The 17,636-nt window shown below is 36.1% G+C and carries 17 protein-coding genes and 1 pseudogene; 12 read left to right on the top strand and 6 right to left on the bottom strand.

Annotation, left to right across the window (positions count from 1 at the left end; genetic code table 11):
- Nucleotides 1-31 precede the first annotated feature (31 nt).
- Entirely contained in the window at nucleotides 32-1,576 is a 1,545-nt protein-coding gene (locus F3J23_RS02575) for a bifunctional response regulator/alkaline phosphatase family protein (protein WP_167023626.1), read from the bottom strand.
- Nucleotides 1,577-1,708: 132 nt separating this feature from the next.
- Nucleotides 1,709-3,349 (bottom strand): S41 family peptidase, encoded by a 1,641-nt coding sequence (locus tag F3J23_RS02580; protein ID WP_167023629.1) that lies wholly within the window; start codon nucleotides 3,347-3,349, stop codon nucleotides 1,709-1,711.
- 196 nt (nucleotides 3,350-3,545) lie between these two features.
- Between F3J23_RS02580 and F3J23_RS02585 the strand changes: the two genes are divergently transcribed.
- The 9 genes from F3J23_RS02585 to F3J23_RS02625 all read left to right on the top strand — a co-directional run bounded on the left by F3J23_RS02585 (nucleotide 3,546) and on the right by F3J23_RS02625 (nucleotide 11,675).
- Complete coding sequence (locus F3J23_RS02585; RefSeq protein WP_167023632.1) at nucleotides 3,546-4,772, top strand: HD domain-containing protein; 1,227 nt, start codon at nucleotides 3,546-3,548, stop codon at nucleotides 4,770-4,772.
- Between the two features lie 71 nt (nucleotides 4,773-4,843).
- Entirely contained in the window at nucleotides 4,844-5,875 is a 1,032-nt protein-coding gene (lpxD, locus tag F3J23_RS02590; RefSeq protein WP_167023635.1) for a UDP-3-O-(3-hydroxymyristoyl)glucosamine N-acyltransferase, read from the top strand.
- Nucleotides 5,868-7,265, top strand: a complete 1,398-nt coding sequence (locus F3J23_RS02595) for a bifunctional UDP-3-O-[3-hydroxymyristoyl] N-acetylglucosamine deacetylase/3-hydroxyacyl-ACP dehydratase (protein ID WP_047378743.1) — start codon at nucleotides 5,868-5,870, stop codon at nucleotides 7,263-7,265. Before lpxD ends, F3J23_RS02595 begins: the two co-directional genes overlap by 8 nt.
- Nucleotides 7,266-8,060 (top strand): acyl-ACP--UDP-N-acetylglucosamine O-acyltransferase, encoded by a 795-nt coding sequence (lpxA, locus tag F3J23_RS02600; RefSeq protein WP_047434491.1) that lies wholly within the window; start codon nucleotides 7,266-7,268, stop codon nucleotides 8,058-8,060.
- A 23-nt stretch (nucleotides 8,061-8,083) separates the two neighbouring features.
- Nucleotides 8,084-8,470 (top strand): hypothetical protein, encoded by a 387-nt coding sequence (locus F3J23_RS02605; RefSeq protein WP_167023638.1) that lies wholly within the window; start codon nucleotides 8,084-8,086, stop codon nucleotides 8,468-8,470.
- A 16-nt stretch (nucleotides 8,471-8,486) separates the two neighbouring features.
- Nucleotides 8,487-9,053, top strand: coding sequence for an elongation factor P (gene efp, locus F3J23_RS02610; RefSeq protein ID WP_076596574.1), 567 nt, complete (start codon nucleotides 8,487-8,489; stop codon nucleotides 9,051-9,053).
- A gap of 67 nt (nucleotides 9,054-9,120) precedes the next feature.
- Nucleotides 9,121-10,023 (top strand): LpxD N-terminal domain-containing protein, encoded by a 903-nt coding sequence (locus F3J23_RS02615; protein ID WP_167023641.1) that lies wholly within the window; start codon nucleotides 9,121-9,123, stop codon nucleotides 10,021-10,023.
- Between the two features lie 90 nt (nucleotides 10,024-10,113).
- Nucleotides 10,114-10,986 carry a succinate--CoA ligase subunit alpha gene (gene sucD / locus F3J23_RS02620; RefSeq protein ID WP_034735515.1) on the top strand — a complete coding sequence of 291 codons (873 nt, stop codon included), beginning with the start codon at nucleotides 10,114-10,116 and terminating at the stop codon, nucleotides 10,984-10,986.
- A gap of 17 nt (nucleotides 10,987-11,003) precedes the next feature.
- Nucleotides 11,004-11,675: a porin family protein gene (locus F3J23_RS02625; RefSeq protein WP_167023644.1), complete on the top strand. Its 672-nt coding sequence runs from the start codon at nucleotides 11,004-11,006 to the stop codon at nucleotides 11,673-11,675.
- 254 nt (nucleotides 11,676-11,929) lie between these two features.
- On the opposite strand, the gene F3J23_RS02630 is transcribed toward F3J23_RS02625, so the two are convergent.
- The 3 genes from F3J23_RS02630 to F3J23_RS02640 all read right to left on the bottom strand — a co-directional run bounded on the left by F3J23_RS02630 (nucleotide 11,930) and on the right by F3J23_RS02640 (nucleotide 14,614).
- On the bottom strand, nucleotides 11,930-13,240 hold the full coding sequence (locus F3J23_RS02630; protein ID WP_167023647.1) for an ABC transporter permease: 1,311 nt from the start codon (nucleotides 13,238-13,240) through the stop codon (nucleotides 11,930-11,932).
- 5 nt (nucleotides 13,241-13,245) lie between these two features.
- Nucleotides 13,246-14,157 carry an ABC transporter ATP-binding protein gene (locus F3J23_RS02635; RefSeq protein ID WP_167023650.1) on the bottom strand — a complete coding sequence of 304 codons (912 nt, stop codon included), beginning with the start codon at nucleotides 14,155-14,157 and terminating at the stop codon, nucleotides 13,246-13,248.
- A 106-nt stretch (nucleotides 14,158-14,263) separates the two neighbouring features.
- On the bottom strand, nucleotides 14,264-14,614 hold the full coding sequence (locus F3J23_RS02640) for a T9SS type A sorting domain-containing protein (protein ID WP_167023653.1): 351 nt from the start codon (nucleotides 14,612-14,614) through the stop codon (nucleotides 14,264-14,266).
- A gap of 118 nt (nucleotides 14,615-14,732) precedes the next feature.
- Here F3J23_RS02640 and hemB point away from each other — a divergent pair, with 118 nt between their 5' ends.
- Nucleotides 14,733-15,722 (top strand): porphobilinogen synthase, encoded by a 990-nt coding sequence (hemB, locus tag F3J23_RS02645; RefSeq protein WP_167023656.1) that lies wholly within the window; start codon nucleotides 14,733-14,735, stop codon nucleotides 15,720-15,722.
- Nucleotides 15,723-15,865: 143 nt separating this feature from the next.
- The gene (locus tag F3J23_RS02650) at nucleotides 15,866-16,009 is read left to right on the top strand and encodes a bacteriocin-like protein (RefSeq protein WP_167023659.1); all 144 of its coding nucleotides are present in this window, start codon (nucleotides 15,866-15,868) and stop codon (nucleotides 16,007-16,009) included.
- A 74-nt stretch (nucleotides 16,010-16,083) separates the two neighbouring features.
- On the opposite strand, the gene F3J23_RS02655 is transcribed toward F3J23_RS02650, so the two are convergent.
- Entirely contained in the window at nucleotides 16,084-16,377 is a 294-nt protein-coding gene (locus F3J23_RS02655; protein WP_167023662.1) for a TM2 domain-containing protein, read from the bottom strand.
- Between the two features lie 184 nt (nucleotides 16,378-16,561).
- Here F3J23_RS02655 and lptB point away from each other — a divergent pair.
- Nucleotides 16,562-17,287 (top strand): annotated as a pseudogene (lptB, locus tag F3J23_RS02660) (LPS export ABC transporter ATP-binding protein); the annotation flags it as partial.
- Between the last annotated feature and the right edge of the window lie 349 nt (nucleotides 17,288-17,636).

Genomic DNA, 17,636 nt, shown 5'->3' on the forward strand with positions numbered 1-17,636 from the left:
TAAACCCAAAATTAAATAAACTATAAAAAAACTACTTGGGTTCTAAAATGCTGATAGGAATAATACACTCTTCCAGTGAAATTCCTCCATGTTGGTAGGTTTCTTTATAGTAATTTACAAAATGATTGTAATTCTTAGGGTAAGCCAGGAAAATATTATTTTTGGCAAAAATATATTTCGAGCTTAAGTTTCCTTTGGGAAGGAATAGTTTTTCCGGATTAGTGATGGCCCATACGTCACTATCATCATACGTTAAACTCTTACCGGTCTTATATCGAATATTGGTTGAGGTTTCTCTGTCTCCAACAACTTTGCTCGGTTTCTTTACATACACTGTTCCGTGGTCTGTGGTGATCACTAGTTTGTAACCATTTTCCGCTGCCGTTTTGACGATTTTCATTAGTGAAGAATTCTCAAACCAGTTGAAGGTAAGAGAACGGAAAGTTTTATCATCACGAATCAGCTGGTCCACAATATGATTATCTGTTTTAGCATGAGAAAGAATATCAATGAAATTGTATACAATCACCAACAGGTCATTATTTTTATGCTGATTAAAATCATCATAGATCTTTCTTTCAAAATCGGCGTTCAATACTTTAAGATATTTCATGGATTTGGAACCAAGACCAATTCTTTTCATCTGATCTTCAAGGAAGTCACGCTCAAATTCATTCTTATTCCCTTCCTCATTATCATTAAACCACTTATCCGGGAAACGTTTTTCAATTTCTGAAGGCATTAATCCTGCAAAAAAAGAATTTCTTGCATATTGCGTAGCCGTAGGAAGGATGCTATAGTAGTAATCTTCCGATATTTTGTTGTAATATTTTGTAAATAATGGCTCAATCACCTTCCATTGATCGTAACGAAGATTGTCCACCATAAGTAAAAGCACTTTTTCTTTTTCAACCTCTGGTTTTACTTTTTCCTTGAAAAGAGTGTGGCTCATCATAGGCTTATCAGAATCGGTAAGCCAGTCTTCATAATTCTTCTCAATGAACTTGGCAAACTGAATATTGGCTTCTTCCTTTTGTGACTGAAGAAGATCAGCAAACTCATTATCCGCTACCTTATCAAATTTAATTTCCCAGCTCAGGATCTTTTTATAATATTCAGCCCATTCCTGGTATGTTCTCAGATAAGAAAGCTCCATAGAAAGGTTTCTGAATTCCTGCTGGTACTGTAAAATCGTTTTTTGCTCCACCAGATTATCCTGCTGAAGATTTTTCTTTAAAGAAAGTAATATTTGGTTTGGGTTTACAGGCTTTAAAATATAATCGGCAATCTGAGAACCGATAGCCTCTTCCATGATGTGCTCTTCCTCACTTTTGGTCACCATTACAATCTTTAAGGAATTATCTTTTTCCTTAATCATAGGAATAGCTTCCAATCCGGAGATGCCAGGCATATTTTCATCAATTAACGTTAACGCAAATTTCTCTGAATCCATAAGCTCCAAAGCTTCATTCACGTTATTGACTGGGGTTACCTGATAGCCCTTCTTTTCTAAAAATACGATATGAGGTTTGAGTAAATCTATTTCATCATCGATCCATAATATCTTTTCTGACATAATTTATTTTTTACATGGTTATTGTATCAAAATGTTGACCAAATCCTTTTAAAATCTCACAAAATCGGAAGATTAAAAGTTAAATATTAGTTAAATGAAAATGCCACGCGGAATTTCATATTTTGGTTTTATTTAATTATTGTTCTTTATATGTTCTAAAGCTCTTTCCAGTACTTCATCCTTTCCGCTTTTAAGCCCTTCCAGACTAGGCTTTACCAAAATATCAGGAATAATCCCGATACGCTGTGTTTCTCTGCCGTCCGGATAATAAGCACCAAGACCGGAAAAGCGGGTACTAAGGCCTGCAATTTTAAAAGAGATAACATCACCGTTGGCTCCTGAGGTATTACTTCCGATTATTTTAGCTTTCGGATGCTGTTTGAACATCATAACGGTTGTCTCAGCTTGACTTTGTGTACTCTCATCTACTAAAACGATAACATTCCCTTTATAGTATTCCGTGTTTTTTCTGCCAATACTATTTTGCTTACTGTAAAACTTACCTGGATAATTGGTTTCAGGTAAAGTAAACTGATAGTAAACCGTAGTTTGTGGAAGAAAAAGCGTACTTAATGGTCTGATGGTTTGTCTGGGGTAATTCCTGAGATCAAAAATAATGGATTTTGCAGACTTTAAGTTTGAGTACATTTCATCTATATCATTTTTTTCTAAAACTCCCATATTGACATAACCCGTTTGCTTTGAATCATCAATGAATTTCCATTTTTCAGGAACAGGAGCTTTCTCTGAAATAATATCTTTTTTCAGATAAGTTTTGGTTGTGATCTCCATATTTTGTCCGTTCCTTTCAATTTTGATGGAAACAGAATCTTTATTACTCAAAAGAAAAGCATTTTTTACCTTAAATATTTTACCCCACGAGTTGGAAGCAGGAATGTATTTTCCAAAACCATTAACCATCTGAGAAATAGTTTTTCCTTCAATATCATAAATAATATCTCCAATATTCAACCGGATTTTCTCATTGAAACGGTTAGAATTGATTTTTGTGACCACAAGCTTTCCTTCCGCATAAGAATATTCTACAGGAACCTTTTTGCTGCCATACAGGAAATGGGAAATCAGTTTTGATGAAAGATAGGCATGTGAATCATCAGTTTTAGTGACCAGCTCAGCCAATGTCAGATGATAAGTTTCATCATCGGTGACAGCAAGAAATTTGGGAATCATCTCGGTCAGAACACTATTCCAGTTCTGATCGGTTTCATATTTATAAGGAAAAAAATATTCTACATAATTCCAGTATCTGAAGAGCTCCAGTAAAACAATCGATTGAGAAGTGAAATTTGAACTATATGATTTTTCATTCCTGAAAAATATTTTTCCTTCGTTTCTGCCAAAGTAATGACTGTCGCTAATATTTCGGTTGTTTTCAATGTAATGCAGCTTTTGCGAGATGTCTTCCGTAAAAATATCAGAGTTGTCTATCCAGCTCAGATCAAAATTTTTAAGAAAATAGATTTTCCCATGCTGTATTGAGCATTCTTTGCAGGGAGAGACCTTCCCCAAACCTTTGATCCAGACCGAATATAATTTATTTAATTCTGTTTTATTATGAACATTTTCAAGTTGATTGATTTTCTGGAAAAACTGCTGGTCCCAATCTGTATTTCCCTTTGCTACATAAGGATGATAGTATTTTAAAAATCCCCAAATTCTGCACAGAGATTCCAGTTTCTGATTTTCAGATAAATTCTGTGCGGAAAATGATAAACTTAAAAAGAATAGAAAAAGAAGAAAATATGTACGCATTAAAGGTTATCGTGTTTTCTCTCAAAGATAGATTTTTGACTCCATAGCTGCAATTGTTTTTCAAACAATATTTGATAACAGAGTTGGTTGCTGGAAGATAGAAGTTATTGTTAGTATTATCTTCCAGCTTAATACTAATTTAACAAAAGCCTAAAATATAAAATCCCTAACTTTGTTTACTAATATTGAAGTTTCAATGCAGAATAAGCTAAAAATCATCAACGATCCTGTTCACGGGTTTATCAAAATTCCACACGAAATTTTATTTGATGTCATTGAGCATCCCTATTTTCAAAGGTTAAGAAGAATCGGGCAGACCGGTCTTCTGAATCTGATATTTCCGGGGGCTACTCACACAAGATTCCATCATGCGCTGGGAGCAATGCATCTGATGTTTACAGCATTGGAAACACTGAAACAGAAAGGGGTGAAAATTTCTGAAGAAGAAGAAAAGGGAGCGATGCTGGCGATTCTGATGCATGATATTGGTCATGGTCCGTTCTCTCATGCGCTTGAAAGTATGCTGATGGATGACTGGCATCATGAAAATCTGTCCTTATTATTAATGAATAAACTGAACGAGGAGTTTGGCGGGCAGTTATCTATGGCTATTGAAATGTTTCAGGGGAAATATCACCGAAAATTCTTTAATCAGCTTATTTCATCACAGTTGGACGTTGATAGACTGGATTACCTTAAAAGAGACAGCTTTTTTACGGGAGTATCCGAAGGAAATATTAATACCCAGAGAATTATTTCCATGATGAATGTATGCGAAGAAGGAGAATTGGTAATTGATGCTAAAGGAATCTATTCCATTGAAAATTTTCTTACCGCCAGAATGTTTATGTATTGGCAGGTTTATTATCATAAAACGTCTGCGCTTGCTGAATTTCTTTTAGTTAAAATCCTGGAAAGAGCAAAATACCTGATCTCTCAGGGGGCTGATCTTCCGGCTACGGATAATTTAAAATACTTTTTGTATCGTGGGAAAACAGTGGCAACGGATGAAGATATAGAAAGATTTACAAAACTAGATGATAATGATGTGATTCAGGCTATGAAAGAATGGCAGAATTCGGACGACATCATCTTGTCATATTGGTGTCAATGTGTAATTCAGAGAAATCTGCCGAAAACAATTATCTCATCTCATCCGTTTGACCAGAAAATAATTGAAGAAAAAGTAAAAAATACTAATGAATTTTTCGGAATTGATAACGGGGAAGAATTGGTTCATGAAATAAAAAGAAAATTATTACCGTATCATGCCGAGAAACAGCCGATCTATTTATTGCAAAAAAACGGAAAAAGAACAAGGCTTCATGAGTCCGAAGATCAGCTTTTATCAGGGTTGATGGTGAATAAAACAACACGCTATATTCTTATGTTTCCAAGAGATATCTCCAAACTGGACTCTTAAAGAATATTAAAATTTACGATCTGAAACCAAAAAATGTTTGCAAATTATAGAATTTCTTATCTTTGCAGAATATGGAATTTACAGCTTCGCAAATTGCAAGTTTTATTGACGGAAAAATAATAGGTGACGAGAATGCACTTATTACAGGGGTTTCACCAATTGAAAATGGGGAATCAGGACACCTTTCTTTTATTGCACAGGATAGGTTTTCTCATTTTTTAGGGACCTCAAAATGTTCAGTTATCATCGTTTCGGAAAAACTTCTGGAAAAAAATCATTATAACCCTACCTTAATCGTTGTAAAAGATGCCTATCTTTCTTTTCAGATTCTGATGAACTTATATCAGGAAATGCAGGGAAGGAAAGAAGGTATTGAAGACGGTTCATCCATCCATGATACCGCAGTGATAGGAGATAAAGCATATATCGGGGCATTTACCTATGTTTCTGAGAAAGCTAAAATCGGGGAAGGTTCACAGATTTATCCGCATGTATATATAGGAAAAGGAGTAAAGATTGGTAAAAATTGTAAAATTGACAGTGGAGCCAGGATTTATGACTACTGTATTATTGGGGATAACTGTGTAATTCATTCCAATACAGTAGTAGGAGGTGACGGTTTTGGTTTCCAGCCAACCGCTGAAGGATTTAAAAAAATACCACAGCTTGGAAATGTGATTATTGAAGATGATGTGGAAATTGGTTCAAATTGTAGTATAGACAGAGCTACAATAGGCTCTACAATTATAGGAAAAGGAACAAAAATCGATAACCTGATTCAGATTGCTCACAATGTAAAAATAGGGCAGAACAATGTAATTGCAGCACAGGCAGGAATTGCAGGTTCTACTACCATCGGTGATTGGAATCAGATTGGAGGACAGGTTGGAATTGTTGGACATATCAAAATCGGAAATCAGGTGAAAATTCAGGCTCAGAGTGGCGTGAATTCAAGCGTTAACGATAAAGAGACATTGTACGGTTCACCAGCAATCAGCTATAATGACTATTTGAGAAGTTATGTTCATTTCAGGAACCTGCCCGGAATCGTAAACAGAATAAATAATCTTGAGAATAACTCAAAAGATAATACTAATGAGTGATATGCAAAAAACACTTCAGCAAGAGGTAACTCTTTCTGGAATTGGTCTTCACACGGGTAAAGAAGTAAAACTTACCATTAAACCTGCTAAAGAAAATACAGGTTTTGTATTCGTAAGAACAGACCTGGAGGGACACCCTCAGGTAGAGGCAGATGTAAATTATGTTGTAGCAACGGAAAGAGGAACAACATTAGAAAAATTAGGAGTAAAGATTACTACTTGTGAACACCTTCTAGCAGCCCTTGTTGGTTGTGATATTGATAACGCCGTTTTAGAAATGGATGCTTCCGAACCTCCTATTTTGGATGGATCTTCAAAATACTTTGTTGAGGCTATCGAAAGTGTTGGAGTTGCAGAACAGGGCGTAGCAAGAGAATATCTGGTAGTAAAAGAAGTTCTTACATATAGTGATCCGGCTACAGGTTCGGAAATCACAATCATCCCTTCAGATACATACGAAGTAACAACCATGGTAGATTTTGGGACTAAAGTTTTAGGGACTCAGAATGCTACTCTTAAAAATATTTCAGAATTTAAAGACGAAATCTCATCGGCAAGAACATTCAGCTTCCTGCATGAGCTGGAAATGCTTTTAGATCACGGTTTGATTAAAGGTGGTGATATCTCCAATGCAATTGTATATGTAGATAAAGATCTTACTCCTGAAACTACAGAAAAATTAAAGAAAGCCTTCGGAAAAGACAATGTGTCAATCAGACCGAACGGTATTCTTGATAATCTTAATTTAAATTACCCTAACGAAGCGGCGAGACACAAATTACTGGATGTAATTGGTGATCTGGCTTTAGCAGGAGTGAAAATAAAAGGTAAAGTGATTGCCAACAAACCAGGACATTTTGTAAATACACAATTTGCAAAAAAACTGAACCGCCAGTGGAAATTGCAAAAGAAGAAAAACGTTCCGGATTTTGATCTAACTAAAGAACCTGTATTCGATATCAACGGAATTATGAAGCTTATGCCTCACAGACCTCCGTTCTTATTAATTGATAAGGTTCTTGAACTTTCAGATTCACATGTGGTAGGATTAAAGAATGTTACCATGAATGAACCCTTCTTTGTTGGACATTTCCCCAAAGAGCCGGTAATGCCTGGAGTACTTCAGGTAGAAGCATTGGCTCAGACAGGAGGTATCCTTGTGTTGGCCAGCGTTCCTGATCCTGAAAACTATTCTACATATTTCATCAAAATTGATAAGGTGAAATTCAAGAGAAAAGTAATTCCGGGAGATACGCTTATCTTCAAAATTGAGTTGATAGAGCCTATCAGAAGAGGTATCGTTCACATGCAGGGGTACGGATATGTAGGAGACACAGTGGCAGTTGAAGCAGAGCTTATGGCTCAAGTTGCAAAAAATAAAGTTGATTAAATGATTCATCAATTAGCAGCCGTAGATAAACGTGCGAAAATCAGCAAAAATGTAATTGTAGAACCTTTTACTACAATTGCAGGAGACGTAGAAATTGGAGAAGGAACCTGGATTGGTCCAAACGTGACCATTATGGATGGAGCAAGGATAGGGAAAAATTGTAGAATTTTTCCCGGTACTGTAATCTCTGCCATTCCCCAGGATCTTAAATTTGATGGTGAAGATACCCAGGTAATCATCGGAGATGAAACTACAATCAGAGAGTGTGTTACCGTAAACAGAGGAACTAAAGCTCTCGGATATACCAAAATAGGAGCAAATTGCCTCATCATGGCAACTTCACATATTGCTCATGACTGCGTCATCGGAGATCACGTTATTATTGTAAACGGTTGTGGTATTGCAGGCCACGTTGAGATCGGGGATTATACCGTAATGGGAGGGTTATCGGCAGTTCACCAGTTTGGAAAAATCGGAAAACATGTGATGATTTCCGGAGGTACGCTGGTAAGAAAAGATATCCCGCCTTACGTAAAAGTAGCAAGAGAGCCGATGTCTTATGCAGGGATCAACTCTGTGGGATTAAGAAGAAGGGGATTTACTAATGAGAAAATCTTTGAAATTCAGAAAATCTACAGAGCGATCTTCCAGATGAAAATGAATGTCTCTCAGGCAATTTCCCATATTGAAAAGGAAATGCTTCCCACTGCTGAAAGAGACGAGATTCTACAATTTATCCAAAATTCCCCAAGAGGTATTGTGAAAGGTTACGGAACTGGTAAAGAAAGCAATTAACAATATAAAAAAACACACACATTATGAAAAATCTATTTTTAACATTAGCCTTTTTGTTCTCAGCTATTGTAACAGGACAAAAAACTAAAGATTCAAATGCAAAAACAGAATCTTCAAAGCCAATTATTGAAAGAAGCCGTACATCTGAACAAAATGACAGTATTGCCAAAAACAATGTAAACAGTGTAATGAAGAAGAGCCTGAACAATGAATCATACTTTAAGAAATATGAGGATAATTCACAAGTTCAGTATAATGTCAATCAGTTGAATCGTAGTAATACCATGTTTAACAATACGACCAATGGTTCACACATTTCACCTGCTGGTAAAGTGGTGAATCCACTACCGGGAGGACAGCAAGGACCAGGTACCATGCAGGTACAGGTTCCTATTTTTAAAACAAAATAAAGAATAATATATATTAATGGCAACAAGTAACGATATCAGAAAAGGTCTTTGCATCGAATATAGCAATGATATTTTTAAAGTAATCGAGTTCCTTCACGTAAAACCAGGAAAAGGACCTGCTTTCGTAAGAACAAAATTAAAGTCAGTAACCAATGGTAAAGTAATTGATAATACTTTCTCTGCGGGGCACAAAATTGATGAAGTAAAAGTAATCACCAGAAAGTTCCAGTATCTGTATGATGATGAGAACGGATTCCACTTCATGAACAATGATGACTTCTCTCAATTATATATCAATAAAGAAATGATCGAGAACTCCCAGTTTATGAAAGCTGGTGAAGAAGTAACCATCATTTTGAAAGAAGCTGACGAGACTCCGCTTTCTGCAGAACTTCCACAGTCAGTATATCTTGATGTTATCGAAGCTGATCCGGGAGTAAAAGGAAATACAGCTACAAACGCTCTTAAAAACGCAATCGTTGAAACAGGAGCAAGAGTAATGGTTCCTTTGTTCATTGAGCCGGGAGACAGAATTAAAGTAAGCACTGAAGACGGTAGCTACTTAGAAAGAGTAAAAGAATAAATAAAAATTACATTAATTCGGTTTGCATTAGCAGTCCGAATTTTGTTTTATAAGAAAATCTATTGTTATGAGATTCCATTCTCCGCAAAAGCTTAAAACAATTGCAGATTTAATAGGCTCAGCATTTGTAGGGCCGGAAGACTTTGAAGTATTGGGAACCAATGAAATTCATATGGTAAGGCCAGGTGATATTGTTTTTGTAAACCATCCCAAATACTATGATAAAGCATTAAATTCTGCAGCAACTATTATTTTAATTGATAAAGAAGTGGAATGCCCGGAAGGCAAAGCCCTTTTAGTTTCTGATGATCCTTTCAGAGACTTTAACAAGATCAATACTCATTTTACCAGAATATATAATTTTACAGAAGAGCTTCATGATGTTGAAATAGGGGAGGGAACAAAAATACACCCTTCCGCAGTGATCGGAAACAATGTGAAGATCGGAAAAAATACCCTTATTTTTCCTAATGTGGTCATTGGAGACAGAACGGAGATCGGAGATAATGTGATCATCCAGTCCAATACTGTTTTAGGAGGTGATGCTTTCTATTACAGGAAATTAAATGGAAACTTTGACCGTTTAATTTCTGTAGGAAATGTTGTTATTGAAAATAATGTGGAGATTGGAAATGGATGTACCATTGACAGAGGTGTTACAGATACTACGATCATTGGAGAGGGGTCTGTACTGGATAATCAGATTCAGATAGGACATGATACCGTTATCGGGAAAAAATGTCTGATTGCTTCTCAGGTGGGAATTGCAGGTTGCTGCATTATAGGAGATGAGGTTACATTATGGGGGCAGGTAGGAATCGCTTCAGGTAATAAAATTGAGGCCGGATCTGTACTTTTAGGAAAAACAGGAGTGAACAGAGACCTTGAAAAAGGAACTTATATCGGCATGTTTGCAGAAGATTTCAAAACTTACCTAAAAAAAGAGGTAAAACTGAGAAATCTCAAATAAACAATTCCAAAGGTTTTATCCAAAATCAAAGAAATTTAAGTAAATTTGTGAGCATTAATAAAATAATAAATAAATTAAAACAACAATAAAATGTCAATTTTAGTAAACAAAGATTCTAAAGTAATTGTACAAGGATTTACAGGGAACGAAGGAACTTTCCACGCTGGTCAGATGATTGAATACGGAACAAACGTTGTAGGTGGTGTTACTCCGGGAAAAGGAGGTAGCGAGCACTTAGGAAAGCCGGTATTCAACACAGTAGCTGACGCTGTTGAAAAAGCAGGAGCAAATGTAAGTATCATTTTCGTACCACCGGCATTCGCAGCAGACGCTATCATGGAAGCTGCTGAAGCAGGTATCAAAGTAATTGTATGTATTACTGAAGGTATTCCTGTAGCTGATATGGTAAAAGTAAAATCTTATATCGCTGACAGAGACTGCAGATTAATCGGACCAAACTGCCCTGGAATCATTACTTCTGAAGAAGCTAAAATTGGTATTATGCCAGGTTTCGTTTTCAAAAAAGGAAAAGTAGGTATCGTTTCAAAATCAGGTACTCTTACTTACGAAGCTGCTGACCAGGTTGTAAGAGCAGGTTACGGTATTTCTACAGCAATCGGAATCGGTGGTGACCCAATCATCGGAACAACTACAAGAGAAGCTTTGGAATTATTCATCAACGATCCGGAAACTGAAGCGGTTGTAATGATCGGTGAAATCGGTGGTGGATTAGAAGCTGAAGCTGCAAGATGGTACAAAGCTAGCGGATCTACTAAACCAGTTGTAGGGTTCATCGCAGGACAAACAGCTCCAAAAGGAAGAACAATGGGACATGCTGGTGCTATTGTAGGAGGTGCAGAAGATACAGCTCAGGCAAAAATGGAGATCATGAGAGAGAATGGTATCAACGTTGTTGATTCTCCAGCTGATATCGGTGCTACCGTAGCTAAAGTTCTAGGATAATATAAAACCCAAATCATATGAAAAAACTTTTATTAGCCTCAGCTTTGACTCTTTCTGCTTTATCCTTTGCCCAAGTGCAGTGGAAAAGTACAAGATTCGGTCTTACCGGAGGTTTAAACTACTCAAGAGTAGCCAATGCCCATAACCCTTCAGGCCCAAGATACACTTTTCAAGGTGGAGCTTTGGCATTAATCCCCGTAGGGAAGGCAAACCAATTCTTTATTCAACCGGAGGTTCTGTACTATGGTGCTGGAGAAACCGGAAAAGATAAAGATGCTAAAGGAAAAGATGGTTATAATGCAGTATATGCCAATAACTATCTGAGTGTGCCGCTTTATTTTAAAGGATACTTTTCAGAAGCTGAATCAGAGTTCTTTGGATTAATAGGTCCCAGATTTAATTTCTTGTTAAATCAAGATGTTAAAAATGCACCTGTTGGCAGACCTTATTATGATCCGGATGTTATTGATCCTACACAGGCACCTGGAGTGAACGGAAAAGCGAAAAGCTTTAACTGGGGCTTAGGACTGGGAGTTGGATATAGCTATAAGAGACAACTTGAAGTAGCTTTAAAATACGATCTGGGTCTTTCAGATACTTACCCTGGTCTTGCAAAAGAAAAAGGAGGTACTGATAAGAAAAAATCAGAACAGGTTCTTGCACTTACCTTAAGCTACATATTCAAATAAATCATTTATTCAGAATATATAAAATCCCGGAAATCAAATTTCCGGGATTTTTGTTTTTATAAAAAGTTACCTAGTTACTAGTAATTGGCGTTTGGCCACTCAATTTAAATTCAATAAGATAATGATTGAAAAATACATCATTAAATTTGAAAAATTTTAAAGGGCAAATCTGCTTATATGCAAATTTGCCCTTTTTATTCTTAGCTATCTCAATTGCCTTTGCCTTTTTCGCTCTTTCGCAATCAAGCTCTTAGTTACCCTTTAATCCATTTCCAAAGCTCCTTTAAGGTAGCCTTATTCCCATACATCAAAATACCCACACGATAGATTTTTCCGGCTAGGAAGATCATAAAAACAGTGGTTGCCAGCAATAATACAATAGATAATGCAATCTGCCATGCAGGAACACCAAACGGGATTCTTGCAATCATTGCTACGGGAGATGTAAACGGAATGATAGACAGCCAGAAGCCTAGCGGACCATCCGGATTGTTCATTAAAGTAAAACTCCCATACATTCCTAATGTTAATGGAAGAATCGCAAACAGGGTGAACTGCTGGGTCTCTGTTTCATTATCTACCGCAGAACCAATTGCGGCATAGATGGAACTGTAGAAAACGTATCCTAACAGGAAGAACACTATGAATACAAAGATGATTAGTGGGAAGTTCAGTTCCAGTAAACTGTGGGAAATCTGAGTGGCAAGCTGTCCCATATCCAGTTTACTTGCAATTTCTTCATTTCCGCCAGGAATTCCCTTTTGGAGAGGAGAGAATCCGGTATTAAGAACCAATGCACCGATTACGGACATCGTGATCCAGATAATAAACTGAGTAAGCGCAACCAAAGTTACTCCTAAAATCTTCCCCATCATGAGCTCAAAAGGTTTTACCGAAGAAATGATGATTTCTACAACCCGGTTGTTCTTTTCCTCAAGAACACTTCGCATTACTCTAACCCCATAAATAATGATGAACATAAAGGTAACATACATCAATATCATACTCAGACCCGATTTTACGCCAAACGCAAGATCAGAATCCTCTTTGTTATTATCCGTAACATTAATGGTTTTCAGGGTAAAGCCCTTGTCAAGATCATTTAACTGAATTTCCTGAATACCTAATTGCTTTATTTTTTCTTTCTTAACAACATTGCTGATATCAGAAACAATTTGCTGCTTGGTATCAAACCCTATTTTGTTGTTAATAACCAATCGGGTATCTTTTTCAAGTGCATCAAAATTCTGATTTTTGAGCTCCGGAAGAACCAAAATTCCGTCCAGGGATTCATTTCCTTTTAAATTATTGATCTTGGACTTTTCGTCAGCAGCAGAAACAAATACGTAATTTAACTTATCATTTGACTTGAGCTGATTGGTGAACAAGCCGCTTTTGTCAACAACTTCAATAATACTATGTGACTCATTTGCTTTGAACATTAATCCGATCACTGCACCAAAAGCAATGATCATAACAGGAGCAAGTAATGTCAGTATAATGAAAGATTTTTTCTTAACCTGGGTAAGAAACTCTCTCTTGGTAATTAAAAAAATATTATTCATAAAAATTAAGAATGGTTACTTACAGCATTAATAAACACTTCATTCATACTAGGGATCCTTTCATCAAACGATCTTACCTTGCCTACCTGTACAAGATCGAGAAGAATATTATTCTGCCCGGCCTCATTTTTCAGATCGAAAGACACAAGATTATTGTTATTTGAAAAATTGAAAATTTCATATTTGTTCTTAAAACTTTCAAATTGATCATTACTAACTTCAGAAAGGGTAACCCCGAAAATATTTTTCTTGAATTTTTCCCTTACGTCAAAAACTCTTCCGTCAATAATTTTCTTTGAATTGTTGATCAATGCAACATAATCACACATCTCCTCTACACTTTCCATTCTGTGAGTAGAAAGAATGATCGTAGTACCGTTATTTTTAAGATCAATAATCTGATCTTTTATTAAATTGGCATTCACGGGATCAAAGCCGGAAAAAGGTTCGTCGAGGATAAGAAGATGAGGTCTGTGAAGTACGGTTACCACAAACTGAATTTTCTGAGCCATTCCTTTAGAAAGTTCAGAAAGCTTTTTCTTCCACCATTGGTCGATGTTCAGTTTTTCAAACCATTTTTTTGCCTCGTTCAGGGCATCACTTTTACTCATTCCCTTCAGCTCGCCGAAATAAAGAATCTGATCGCCAACGCTCATGTTTTTGTACAATCCTCTTTCCTCAGGCATATAGCCGATATTTTTAATATGTTCAGGGTTCAGTTTTTCTCCATTGATATGAATTTCCCCTGAATCTGCCTGAGTGATCTGATTGATGATACGGATAAAAGAGGTCTTTCCAGCTCCGTTAGGTCCTAAAAGACCATAAATACTGCCTTTTGGAACATGGATGCTGAAATCATCCAATGCTACTTTTTTTCCGGCATTATAAGTCTTTTTAATATGTTCAGCTTTTAGCATTAAATTGTTTTTTTACAATTAGTATAAAAAAGTTCCGAAAGTTACGGAAATATTAAAACACAATTAATGTAAAAGAAAAAATCCTGATGATTATCAGGATTTTAATTTATTGTTTTACGATTTGAGTAACTTTTTGCGTGTTGTCACTTAAAATATACCTAATCATATATTTTCCCGGTTTCAGTTTTTCAATATTGATTTCCCCGGAGTTCATATTTACGGTATAATTAGCGACCTGCATACCCAAAATTGAATAAAAAGTCACGCTTTTGATTCTTAAAGAAGAATCTTTTGCCTTAATAATAAGGAAATCCTTTGCAGGATTTGGATAGGCAAGCAAAACACCATCATCTGCTCTTTGAGAGATGGAACCCGGCTCTCTTAGTTGAGCTTTTAAATTGTTGGAAAACCCAACAAAAGTGCCTGTAAATAGAATTAAAAGTAAAAGTTTTTTCATCAAATTTATAATTTCTCGAATATATGTAACAAATATAATAAATTCAATAATTTCATACAATAGTTTTTTGTAGAACTTATATTAAATTTGTAAAAACTTATTCAAAAAGTATTCCAAAATGATACATTCAAGAAATAGAAGACTTAGAGTTAATGAATCTATCAGAAGTTTGGTAAGAGAAAATGTGCTTACAACTGATGATTTTGTAATGCCGATCTTCGTAATGGAGGGCGAAAACATGCAGGAGGCAATCCCGTCTATGCCGGGAATTTTTAGGCGGAGTATAGATTTAACAGTGAAGGAATGTAAGGAATTATTTTCTTTAGGTGTAAAAGCTGTCAATTTGTACATGAAAGTGTCAGATCACCTGAAAGACAATACAGGAAAAGAAGCCTGGAACAAAGACGGATTAATGCAGAACACAATCAAGGCCATCAAAGATGCTGTTCCGGGAATGATGGTGATGCCGGATGTAGCTCTGGATCCTTATTCAATTTATGGACATGACGGAATCATTGAAAATGGAAAGATCTTAAATGATGCTACCAATGATGCACTGGCAAGAATGTCTGTTTCTCATGCTGAAGCAGGGGCAGATCTTGTGGCACCAAGCGATATGATGGATGGAAGAGTGCTGGTGATTCGTGAAGCATTGGAAGAAAGCGGATTTACAGATGTAGGAATTGTAAGCTATGCAGCCAAATATGCAAGCTCTTTCTACGGACCTTTCAGAAGTGCTCTGGACAGTGCTCCAAAAGATGATATGGAAATTCCTAAAGATAAAAAAACCTATCAGATGGACTTCCATAATACACGTGAAGCATTAAATGAAGTATTTAAGGATATTGATGAAGGCGCAGATGTGATCATGATCAAGCCGGGACTTCCTTATCTTGATATCGTTTCAAAAGTACGTGAAGCCATTGATCTTCCGATCGCAGTATACAACGTAAGTGGAGAATATGCAATGGTAAAAGCGGCAGCTCAAAACGGATGGCTGGATAATGACAAAACAATCATTGAAAGCCTGACATGCTTCAAAAGAGCAGGAGCAGATATGATTTTTACTTATTTTGCAAAAGAAGCTGCTATTTTGTTGAATAAATGAGATTTATAGAATCGTTGAAAAAATACAAACGTTAATGTTAAGTTAATGCTCTCCATCAAAGACTTTCACATAGATAAAACTGCTATTTTTGAATTAAACTAATTTCGAGAAACGAAATAATTAAAACATCAAAAAATTTATTTATGAGAAATCTTAAAAAGATTGAGAGAAATCAATTGAAAGAAATCAAAGGGGGAGAAGTGATTATTGATAATCCAAATTGCGGAACATGGTGCAAAGGCATCTGGTATCCATGTGTTATAGAGCATTTGGCTTGCCCTGATTAAGACATTCAATATAAAAAGATACAGGCTGTTCAATTAAGAACAGCCTGTTTTTTTTGAGTTATTATGATATTCATTTATAACCATCCTTTTCTTCCATAGACATAAGTGTCATCAAATTGTTTGTCGCTCATGAAAAGGTATAAAATTCCCTCAATAAAAGGAATAACAGAAGCAGCTCCCAACGTGACAATATTCAGAATCAGCTGAATAATACCTTCTTTAGTGTATCCCAGATAAAATTTATTTAAGGCCAGCCAGCCTACAAGAATTCCCAATAATGCGGCAGGAAGTTTTTTTTCCGAACGATAAGGAATATTACTCTGCTGGCTCTGGGTGTTTTCTGTTTTTGTGTAACCGTAATTTTCCATTTTAATGTTTGTAATTGATTGATATGTTTTATGATAAGTAGTTTAAGATGATGAAAAGTTACAAGAAGAAAAAAGATAAAACAATGAAAAGGTAAATTTGTTTATGATAATTTTATGATTTTGCCCTTTCTCTTTTTTACTTTTTCGCCTCTCAGCGAGTTTATATTTTTGATATATTTGTCCTATGATTTTACGAGGAGAAAACTTAATCAAGGAATACGGTCCTAAAAAAGTTGTAAAAGGCGTTTCTGTACAGGTTCAGCAGGGAGAAATTGTTGGTTTATTAGGTCCGAACGGAGCCGGAAAAACAACATCGTTTTATATGATCGTAGGGTTGGTTAAGCCCACTTCAGGGAAAATTTTCCTGGATAAACAAGAGATTACTACTGATGCAATGTATAGAAGAGCTCAAAAAGGAATCGGTTATCTGGCACAGGAAGCTTCGGTTTTCAGAAAGCTTTCAGTAGAAGAAAATATCATGGGAGTATTGCAGCTGACCAAGCTTTCAAAGCGTGAGCAACAGATCAAATGTGATGAACTCATCGAAGAGTTTTCTCTACAGCACGTTCGTAAAAACAGAGGAGATCTTCTTTCCGGAGGAGAAAGACGTAGAACGGAAATTGCCCGTTGTCTGGCTACAAGTCCGAATTTTATTCTTCTGGATGAACCTTTTGCCGGAGTAGACCCTATCGCCGTTGAAGATATCCAGAAAATTGTAAGAAGCCTTGTAGATAAAAATATCGGTATTCTGATTACAGACCACAACGTACAGCAGACATTGGCAATTACTAATAAAACCTATATTATGTTCGAAGGGAAGATCCTGAAAGAAGGACTTCCGGAAGATCTTGCCAATGATCCGCAGGTAAGAGAAGCATATCTTGGGGAAAACTTCGTTTATCAAAGTATTTTAGATAAGCCTAAAAAGAAAAAATATGCTTACAATATTTGGGCTGGTAATTTTGATTCTAAAGCCCATCTACAAGGATTTGTAGATGAAAATTTCAAACAGTTTGATGACCTGAGACTGATGTATGGCTTCGAAGATATTAGCTTTGCTTCATTAGCGAACTCTGAAATAGAACATATTTTCAATGATGTAGTAGATAAAAATGCAAACAATTCATTTGTATTCCAGAAAAAAGAAATCAATTCACAATATTCTCTTGAGCAGGCAGAAGCAGACTCAAAAGGAGCAAGCAAGACTGAGCTGCATTATCTGACGACTTATATGTTTGAGGGATAAACTTTATGACCTT

The organism is Chryseobacterium sp. Tr-659, from assembly GCF_011752975.1.
In the GTDB taxonomy this organism is placed as follows: domain Bacteria; phylum Bacteroidota; class Bacteroidia; order Flavobacteriales; family Weeksellaceae; genus Chryseobacterium.

Coding starts and splice junctions, on each gene's coding strand:
- F3J23_RS02575 (WP_167023626.1), bottom strand. CDS start 1,576: ATGTCAGAAAAGATATTATGGATCGATGATGAAATAGATTTACTCAAA.
- F3J23_RS02580 (WP_167023629.1), bottom strand. CDS start 3,349: ATGCGTACATATTTTCTTCTTTTTCTATTCTTTTTAAGTTTATCATTT.
- F3J23_RS02585 (WP_167023632.1), top strand. CDS start 3,546: ATGCAGAATAAGCTAAAAATCATCAACGATCCTGTTCACGGGTTTATC.
- lpxD (WP_167023635.1), top strand. CDS start 4,844: ATGGAATTTACAGCTTCGCAAATTGCAAGTTTTATTGACGGAAAAATA.
- F3J23_RS02595 (WP_047378743.1), top strand. CDS start 5,868: ATGAGTGATATGCAAAAAACACTTCAGCAAGAGGTAACTCTTTCTGGA.
- lpxA (WP_047434491.1), top strand. CDS start 7,266: ATGATTCATCAATTAGCAGCCGTAGATAAACGTGCGAAAATCAGCAAA.
- F3J23_RS02605 (WP_167023638.1), top strand. CDS start 8,084: ATGAAAAATCTATTTTTAACATTAGCCTTTTTGTTCTCAGCTATTGTA.
- efp (WP_076596574.1), top strand. CDS start 8,487: ATGGCAACAAGTAACGATATCAGAAAAGGTCTTTGCATCGAATATAGC.
- F3J23_RS02615 (WP_167023641.1), top strand. CDS start 9,121: ATGAGATTCCATTCTCCGCAAAAGCTTAAAACAATTGCAGATTTAATA.
- sucD (WP_034735515.1), top strand. CDS start 10,114: ATGTCAATTTTAGTAAACAAAGATTCTAAAGTAATTGTACAAGGATTT.
- F3J23_RS02625 (WP_167023644.1), top strand. CDS start 11,004: ATGAAAAAACTTTTATTAGCCTCAGCTTTGACTCTTTCTGCTTTATCC.
- F3J23_RS02630 (WP_167023647.1), bottom strand. CDS start 13,240: ATGAATAATATTTTTTTAATTACCAAGAGAGAGTTTCTTACCCAGGTT.
- F3J23_RS02635 (WP_167023650.1), bottom strand. CDS start 14,157: ATGCTAAAAGCTGAACATATTAAAAAGACTTATAATGCCGGAAAAAAA.
- F3J23_RS02640 (WP_167023653.1), bottom strand. CDS start 14,614: ATGAAAAAACTTTTACTTTTAATTCTATTTACAGGCACTTTTGTTGGG.
- hemB (WP_167023656.1), top strand. CDS start 14,733: ATGATACATTCAAGAAATAGAAGACTTAGAGTTAATGAATCTATCAGA.
- F3J23_RS02650 (WP_167023659.1), top strand. CDS start 15,866: ATGAGAAATCTTAAAAAGATTGAGAGAAATCAATTGAAAGAAATCAAA.
- F3J23_RS02655 (WP_167023662.1), bottom strand. CDS start 16,377: ATGGAAAATTACGGTTACACAAAAACAGAAAACACCCAGAGCCAGCAG.